This is a genomic window from Hyalangium sp. (genome assembly GCF_035629615.1).
GTDB lineage: Bacteria > Myxococcota > Myxococcia > Myxococcales > Myxococcaceae > Hyalangium.
In genome coordinates this window covers 1-8,449 of sequence record NZ_DASPHO010000001.1, presented here as the reverse complement: position 1 = coordinate 8,449, position 8,449 = coordinate 1, and the positions used below count along the sequence as shown (strand labels likewise).

General features: G+C 66.8%; 6 protein-coding genes and 1 pseudogene. All 7 read right to left on the bottom strand.

The genetic code is table 11. The annotated features are described in order from the left end of the window. A partial coding sequence (locus VD972_RS00035; protein WP_324978812.1) for an aminoacyl--tRNA ligase-related protein occupies window positions 1-672 on the bottom strand: 672 nt, incomplete at its 3' end. A gap of 89 nt (window positions 673-761) precedes the next feature. Continuing rightward, window positions 762-1,226: a hypothetical protein gene (locus tag VD972_RS00030; protein WP_324978809.1), complete on the bottom strand. Its 465-nt coding sequence runs from the start codon at window positions 1,224-1,226 to the stop codon at window positions 762-764. Next, window positions 1,217-5,644 (bottom strand): pilus assembly protein PilY, encoded by a 4,428-nt coding sequence (locus VD972_RS00025; RefSeq protein WP_324978807.1) that lies wholly within the window; start codon window positions 5,642-5,644, stop codon window positions 1,217-1,219. Before VD972_RS00025 ends, VD972_RS00030 begins: the two co-directional genes overlap by 10 nt. 28 nt (window positions 5,645-5,672) lie before the next feature. Beyond that, on the bottom strand, window positions 5,673-6,170 hold the full coding sequence (locus VD972_RS00020; protein WP_324978804.1) for a hypothetical protein: 498 nt from the start codon (window positions 6,168-6,170) through the stop codon (window positions 5,673-5,675). 5 nt (window positions 6,171-6,175) lie between these two features. Next, window positions 6,176-7,522: a PilW family protein gene (locus VD972_RS00015; protein ID WP_324978801.1), complete on the bottom strand. Its 1,347-nt coding sequence runs from the start codon at window positions 7,520-7,522 to the stop codon at window positions 6,176-6,178. A gap of 2 nt (window positions 7,523-7,524) precedes the next feature. Beyond that, the gene (locus VD972_RS00010) at window positions 7,525-8,091 is read right to left on the bottom strand and encodes a hypothetical protein (RefSeq protein ID WP_324978799.1); all 567 of its coding nucleotides are present in this window, start codon (window positions 8,089-8,091) and stop codon (window positions 7,525-7,527) included. A gap of 8 nt (window positions 8,092-8,099) precedes the next feature. After that, window positions 8,100-8,449 (bottom strand): annotated as a pseudogene (locus VD972_RS00005) (hypothetical protein); the annotation flags it as partial.

Here is an 8,449-nt window from a genome sequence, read left to right as displayed (position 1 = left end):
CGCCTGCAGCGCCTTCTTGTCCTGCATCATCGCTTCGATGCTGTAGGTGCGCAGCGCGCCGGCGAACTTCTCGGTCTCGCTCTTGCGCCCCTTGAGCACCGGCATCGCCATGTAGTCCTCGGCGAACGTCCGGTACACCTCCAGCATCTGCAGCGTCTCCTGCTCCGCGTCCTCCTCCGTCTCGTGGCAGGTGTGCCCCTCCTGCCAGAGGAACTCGGTGGTGCGCAGGAACAGCCGCGTGCGCATCTCCCAGCGCATCACGTTGGCCCACTGGTTGATGAGCATGGGCAGGTCGCGGTAGCTCTGGATCCACTTGGCGAAGCTGCGGTTGATGATCGTCTCGCTCGTGGGGCGGATGATGAGGGGCTCCTCGAGCTTGGCGCCGCCCGCGTGCGTCACCACGGCCAGCTGCGGGTTGAAGCCCTCGACGTGCTCGGCCTCCTTCTTCAGGTAGCTCTCGGGGATGAGCAGCGGGAAGTAGGCGTTCTTGTGGCCCAGGTCCTTGAACATCTTGTCCAGGACGCGCTGCATGTTCTCCCACAGCGCATAGCCGTTGGGCCGGATGACCATGCAGCCCTTCACGTCCGAGTAGTCGGCGAGCTTCGCCTTCAGGACGAGATCGACGTACCACTCGGAAAAGCCCTTCTCGCGGGGCAGGAGCTTCTCGGCCATGTGCAGCAACCCTCGTGGTGATGAAAGAGGAGGGTTGCCTACGCTGGGAGCCTCCGGAAATCAACGGGCTCGACGCCTGGGATCGACTCTCAGACGCCCTCGGGCGGCTCCTTGGGGGGAGGCTCCGGAGGAATCAGCCCCGGGGTGATGCGGAACAGCGTCCCCCCGCGGATGGTGAACTGGCGCTCACCCAGGCGCTTGCGGCACGCCTCGGTGTCCTTGGCCTGGTAGATCTCCACGTACAGCTTGCCGGGCCCCGGAGGCTCGAAGGCCCTCCGCTCGGCGCAGCTGCCGAAGAGCCGCATCAGCTCGGCCCGAGACTGGCCGAGCGTGAACTCCGGCGGCTTCCCGTCATCCGGAGCGACAGCCTCGGCCTCCTCGGGGGAGCCCGAGGGCTCCGGCGTGGTGGCCGACTCCTCGGCAGGCGCTGGGGCCTGCTCGGGCTTGGGGGCGGACGCCGTCTCCGGGGCGGGAGCCGGCTCCTTCTTGGAGCAGGCCCCCACCAGCAGCGCCCCGGAAAGCAGCGCCAGCTTCCAGTTCATTCTCAGTTGCATGCGGCAGGGTCCCCCAAATGCCGGCAGTCGTGGCCACGCCGGTCGAGCTCCATCTGGTAGAGCGACTTCACGCCCTCGTCGCTCTGGCCGACCTGGGTGGTCTGCGACTGGCCGGGGCCCTGCTGGTTCACGTCGATCGTGATGAGGCCGCCACCGATGCCCACCTGCAGCGCCGGCTCGGCGGGAGCCGCCACGGTGGTGCTCAGCTTGAAGCGCTCCCACGTGCCAGGGTTGGGGCCGGGGTTGTTGACGCCATCCCTGTAGAAGCTCACCGCGCAGTTGGCCTCGCCCGTGGCGAAGTTGGACTGGTACAGGCGCGCGATGTTGGTGCCCGTCGTCGAGCACACCGCACCGGAAGAGCCGCTGGGCTCGAACGTGCTCCACAGGACGCAGCCGTTGATCAGGGTGCCCGTGGTGCCCGTGCGCTCGTTGGCCGCTCCGTACTGGAGGAACCAGCCCTTGCTCGAGGGTGCAGCCGAGGGATTGCTGACGACCTCGCCAGCGGCGTTGAAGTTGCTGACGTTCACCAGGTCGGTGTCCGTGAACCGGCTGTTGTCGTAGGTCGCCGCCTGGGCCTCGGTGTCGAAGCGGCGGGTGAGCGCCGTGCCGCCGTACGTCCACACGCCGTAGTAACGCTGCGGGTAGGGCGAGGTCAGCTCGACGTAGTTGAGCACCGTCCAGGTGTTGGCCGTCTCGCGGCAGCTCCACGTCGAGGAGTTGCCGTCACACGTGTACTGGAGCGAGCCATCGTTGGCGTTGCCGCAGCCGTTGGCGGCGTCATTGTTCCAGTTGAGCGTCACCCGTGCACCCGCGCACGCCGGGCCAGGTGCAGCCGCGGTGGTCGTGCTGAGGCTGCTGCCCGAGCTGTAGTGGAAGCCCTGGTAGGTGGCGTTGGCGGTGTACGCGGTGGTGTAGGTGCCGAGCGTTCCACGCTCGACGGTGAGGGTGTTGTTGACGCCGCAGCCCTGCACGGCGCAGGCGCGGGGGTTGGACAGGCGGCAGCCGGTGCCCTTCTCCAGCAGGTTCTCCCGGTCACTGGTGCCCGCGAAGGTGCGCAGGAAGCCGGTGTCGGGCTGCAGGGTGTTCACGGTCATGTAGCTGAAGGGTGCACGCATGGCCTCCGCGTCGCCCGTATCTCCGGCCAGGTTGGCCACGCGGAAGGCGCGCGCGGCCAGCCAGTTGTTGACCTGCTTCTTGGTGGCGTCCCACGCGCCCGGCTTCCACATGCGCACCATCCACAGCTGCCCGCCGTAGTCGCCCACGGTGGCCGAGTCGAAGAGCCGGTCCGCGTCCGAGACCGGGTTGTTGCCCTGGCCGATGTCCAGCACGGAGAGGCCCGTGCCGATCGGGTAGCGCAGGTGCTCCGAGCGGCTCTGCCCGTCTCCGTAGAAGAAGCTCCAGACGGTGTGGCCGGTGCGCATGTCCACGACCGCGAAGCCGCGGCCTCGCAGCATGTGCTCATCGAAGCCGCCGTTGACCACCACCACCCAGCGCTCGTGCGCCGGGGTGCTGTCAATCGTCCAGGGGCCCGTGCCACCGGAGCTGGTGCTGGACATGGCACGCAGGGCGTCATCCGCGGCATCGGTGAGGGCCACCGGGAGGATGGGCGGCGGCTGCGGCGCGTAGTTGGTGAAGCTCTCGCCCACCTGCAGCGCCAGCGGGTCGCACGGCTGCGGCCACAACCACAGGAAGTCCCCCGTCTGGTCGGGCACCCGAGTGGAGGCCTCATCCGGGAGCTTGCCCAGCAAGCGCGTCAGATCCAGCGCGAAGCGGTGCACGCCGCCACGGCCCGTGCCCACCACGGCCACCGTGCGGTACTCCCCCGGCTCCTTCTTGCCATCCGCCGCGCCCCCCAGGCCATCCATCCACACGTCACGCACCATGGGGGTGCCATCCACGAAGTAGGCGTGCTTGCCCAGGTTGGGGCGCATCTTGGGCAGCAGGTCCGGCGGGACGAAGCCCCACAGCTCCTGGCCCGTGCCGTCGTCATACAGGCGCTGGCCGGTGAGCGTGTCCACATCTCCCGAGGCCAGGGCCTTGCCGCTGTGGAAGGCGTGCAGCATGCCGCCGTTGCTGCCCACCAGCACGATCTTGTCTCGGCCGTTCGTCCCCTGCTGGTACAGCTCATACGCCGGCGCGGGCGCGCCATTGGAGTCCACCAGCGGGGTGGCGCCGGCGAAGAGCGCCGAGCTGCACGCCTGGGAGAAGCCGCAGAACCGGGCCGGGATGGGCGGATCCACGTTCACCGGGGAGGAGTGGAAGATGTCGTGGAGCAGGAACGGCCTGTCGAGGTCTCGCTTGGACGGGTCGGGGTTGAGCGCGTCCGCGCCGAGGTACCAGCGGATGACCAGCTTGGCGCAGTCGTCCGGCGTCAGGGGCTCGCCCAGCTGCCCGGCCAGATCCGAGCACTCGGTGGGGTTCTGGCTGATGCCCAGGAACTCGCGCAGCACACCCGAGTTGGCCTGGGAGAACCGGATCGGCGTGTCGTTGAAGTCCACCTTGCCGTCCGTGTTGCTGTCGATGATGGTGTAGATCTTGCGCGTCATCCACTTCTGGGTGCCGCCGGCCTTGAGCCTCTCGCCGGCCTCCCAGAAGGCCACGGCGGGCGTGACGATGCCATTCTGAGAGTCCAGCAGCTTGATGAAGTTGCCCTCATCGTTCTCGATGATGGCCTCGTCCTCGGCGTCGAGCAGCAGCGTGTCGTTGCAGTCGCCATCCTGGTTGAGGTCCTGCACGCCCGGGTTCGCCGGATCACAGCCCAGCAGGCGCTCCTTGCCCTCCTTGAAGCGGTACAGGAAGCCCTGCCAGGGTGCCGTCTTGTTCCGGGCCGGCTTGAAGCGGGGGATGAGCGTGACGCTGGCGCTGCGCACCTGCAGCGTGCTGGCCGCGGGGCTCGAGAAGGAGGTGGCCCGCGTCTGCACGTTGGTGATGATGTCCAGCAGCGCCTGCTTCAGGCTGGCCGCGTCATCGGCCGTGTAGTACAGGCCGCCGCCCACCTCCGCGGTGTGCCTCAGGAAGTTGCTGTTGATGCCGAAGCCCACCGTGTACGTGATGACGTTCTGCTTGCCGGCGGTGTTGAAGTCCCCGACCTGGGACGGCGTGTTGCGCTGCAGATCCTGCTCGAACAGGAGCTTGGCCACGTCATCGAGCATGTACTGGGGGTTGTCGTCCGTGTAGACGGCGGGGTTGGTGCCCTTGTCACGGCTGGCCGTGGTGCCGCCACCGCACGGCAAGGCGTCCGGGCAGTACACAGCGCCCTGGAGCTGACGCAGCTTGGTGACCACCGCGGCGGGCAGGTTGTCGCCGGAGGGCTCACCGTCCGTGATGATGATGACGGAGGACACCTGGCAGCCCCAGCACACGCTGCGGCCCTGCGAGGTGAGCGTGTCGTTCTTGAAGCTGCTCGGGTAGCTGTAGTTGGCTCCGAAGCCGAACACGTTCCGGTACACCGTGTCATCCGAGGTGAAGTAGTAGCCCACGTTCAGCAGCGAGCGCGCCAGCGGCGTGCCCGTGGAGAAGTTCAGCCCGTTGACCGCGTTGATGTAGCTGGCGCGATTGCTGTCGAAGGAGCTGGAGTCGTTGATGATCTGCTGGCACGACGGGTTCTGCTCCTTGAGCATCGCCGTGTTGGGAGAGTTGCTGGTGAAGTAGCTGATGCCCGCGCGCACGCGCTTCAGGTCCTTGATGACGGACTTGAGCACCGCCTTGGCGGTGACGTACTTGGGCGGGTTGAAGTTGAGGAAGCGACCCCAGAGCATGAAGCCGGCGACATTGTACGGCGCGTTGTCACGGCCCTCCGCCTCGTGCTCCTTGAAGAAGCCCTTGGTGCTCAGGCACGTCAAGCAGCGGGCGTACTCGACAGCGCCGGTGCCGGCATAGTCCGTCACTTGCGACTGGCAGGCCTCCTCCTTGGTGTTCCACTGGGGGGTCGGGTTGCTGAGATCGCCCCAGTACATGTAGCCGTAGAACTTGTCGTCCTGGAACAGGCTGGGGAAGCCCGTGTCCGAGCCCATCCCCGTGCCGGGGTCCGGGATGGGATACACGATGTTCGGGTCCCAGCCGCGGCTGAGCTGGAAGGCATCCAGGCGCGGGTTGTCGCAGCCGTTGGTGGTGAGAGCCAAGAAGGTGCTGTGCTCGCTGTCGAGCACCTGCGGCAGCTCGCGCATGGAGCCCGAGGTGTCGACGAGGAAGTGGATGTTGGGCGGGGCGCCCTCGGCGCTGAAGAAGCGCTCGTCGCCCGACACGTCCTTGCCGCGCAGCACGTCATTCACCAGCGACGTGGTGAGCTGGCAGCACGCGGTGCTCTGCTCTGGAGAGGCGGTGGGATTGCCAAGCTGCTGGGCGTGTGCCGCACTGACCACGCCGAGCACCGCGAGGCCGAGGCCCAGCTGACGGAGGATGGGGTTCCTGGAGTACATTGGGGGGGTTCTCCTTTGGAATTCGATTCTACAAGCCCACTCGGACCATGAACTCGATCTCGCGCTCGGGGCTGGTTTGGTCGTTGGTCTCTCGGCACACCGCGGTGACGCGGTAGAACTTGGGCTGCAGGGGAACGCCTTCTGTCTGGTTCATGTTGTTGACGCCCTTGTTCGGATCCTTCATGGCGCCAGACACGTCCTCGGCGCTTCCGCCCGTTAACCCGGTGAAGTGCCCGGTGCGCAGCTTGATGCCCCGGTTCGGGTGCAGCGGGTCCACGCTGAAGGACTCGTCGAAGGAGATCTTCGCGGGGCTGTCCTTGTCCAGCATGACCAGCTTGGAGATGAACAGGTTGCGGGCGGCCTGAACACACGAGGACATGGTGTCCTCCTGGGTCTGGATCTCGGAGGCGGCGCGCTCGGTGCCAGTGAAGGAGATGGCGCCAGCCACCAGCAGCGTCATCAGCACAATGACGATCATGGCCATCACCAGCGCCATGCCTCGAGGAGTGGGAGTCGGGAGATGCATGGGGCTCAGCCTCCACCAGGGGTGCTGGGGGCAAACTGCCGGTTCAACAGCAGGTTCTTGGGGGTGATGGATTCACGCAGGAGGATTCGGTAGAAGCTGTTGCCTGCGGGGGTGAAGTCCGGGGTGGGGGGCATGTCCAGGTTCTCCAGGTGGCGCCAGGGGATGGTGCCGCCGGGCAGCGGCGCGCCATTCGGGTAGGCGGTGCCGTTGGGCTTGAGCAGGAAGTCGTCGCCCACAATCTGTGGATCTGGCAGGGAGCTGCGCGCGACCAGGGTCATGCGCACCTGGCGGATGTTGGCGGGGTGATCCAGCACCCGAGGATCGTTGGCTGTCGCCGCGACGCCGATGGGGATGGGATTGAAGAACCACCCCGACGGCAGGACGGCCGGATTAATCTGCTCCCACGCCTCGCCGAAGTGGGCGGGCCCCATGGGGTCGGTGACGCCCAGGATGATCGGGACGTTGTTGTTGATGGGGGGAGTGGGGGGAGTGGTGTTGAGGGTGTTCAGGACGTAGGCCACCTGGAGCTGCTCAATGCCCTCGGCCACGGGCACCGCGTCAGCGGCGTCGATGACGCCGTCACCCTGGAGATTGCCGGCCGTGGGCATGTCCAGTCCCTGGTGCATCATCAGATAGGGCTTGCGCTCGTTGTTGTTGGGGTTGGTGAACATGGCCACGTAGAAGGCGGCGCGCGTCACTTTCATCACCTGGGGAGGAGCTCGGCCGAAGCAGGGATGAGCGAAGCCGGGCACGGTCTCCTCGTGGAAGAGGCGGCCTGGACGTCGAGTGGGGCGATCCTCCAGGGGGAGCACGGGGTTCTGGTCCAAGGGGATGGCCACAGCCCCGGCTGGCACGTACTGGCCCACGGTGACGAACCGGTGAGGCGGGTTCTCGTCCACGCTCGGGTCAATGAAGTTGGGGGAGCGCACACAGACGACCAGCAGGATCTGCCCCCTACGCATGTCCTCGGTGAGGGGCTGGAGGGGCGAGAGGGTGATGAGGTTGGACGCGACCGCCTGGGCGTCACGGCGGAACAGCCCGTCCCGGAAGTGCACCACGAAGGCATCCGGGAAGCCGGGTGCCTGCTGCTCGTTGGCCGCATCGTACGAGTCCCAGGAGAGGATGGCCCTGTCCGGGTTGACGCCATAGCCGGCAGAGCGCAGGTGACGGCCCATGAAGGCCAGGGCCTGGCGCGCGTTGGCCTGCACGCCCCGGCGGCTGGCGTGGGACTGGTACTGCCGGGCCTGGGAGATGAAGGTCAGGCTGATGCCTGCCATGACCACCGCGCCCACCGCGGCGCCCACCAGCAGCTCCAGCAGGGTGAAACCTCGAGAGCGGAAGGACTTGCGCATGCTCACATCTCCACCAGGGTACTGGTATCACCCGTGATGATGTGGGTGTCGTAGCGGATGGCCCAGGTATTCACCTGACGCCGGCCACCGCCGGGCGTGGGGAAGCGCACCATGATGAGGATGCGGAGCTGGTCTATCTGGCCAAACCGGTCCGGGTTGGCCAACTTCACAGCGCGCCAAGCCACCTCGTAGAAGGTGGTGTCGCCCTCGGAGGTGAAGATCGCGCCGGAGGCCCCCAGCAGCGGGCGATCGGCGACCTGAGCCATCGCGGTCTGCAGCGTTATCAGGCCGTTGGGGTTCTCGATGTTCTCAAACTCCGGATCATTCAGGAGCAGGGTGCTGAGGTTGCCGGGGCCGAAGAGTCCGTGATTGAAGGGAACGCGCTCGAGGGAGTCGGCCACGTCGCGAGCGATCTTGCTGGCGATCGTCTGGGAGCGGGCCAGGTTGTTCTGCTCACTGGCCAGCAGGTTCATCTGCATGATGCCGATGATGCCGATGGAGAAGACGACCAGGGCCGCCATGGACTCGATGAGGGTGGTGCCGCGAGGGGACAGGCGCGAGGGGCTCATGAGGTCTCCTAGAAGATGACGGTGGCGCCGGCGGGGGCCGAGACGGTCAGCAGCTTGGGCTCGACGTCCACCTCAACCCGCGTGCTGGGAGCAAAGGCGATGACGGCGCCGGCGTCTACCAGGCCCGTCATCACCTCCATGGTGCCGTCGGCGTTGAAGCGCAGCACGCCGTAGGGCTCGCCCCCAGGGTTGATGCAGAAGTTGCAGCCAATCATCAGGTCCCCCGTGGGAACGTTCAGGTCGGGGGGATTGGACAACGGCGTGCCAAGGAAGATGGTGTTGAAGGGCGGCGGCAGAGGTTTGATGCGGGGCGAGTCCAGGTCCATGAAGGCCAGGCCGCTCGAGTCCGGCCCGGTGC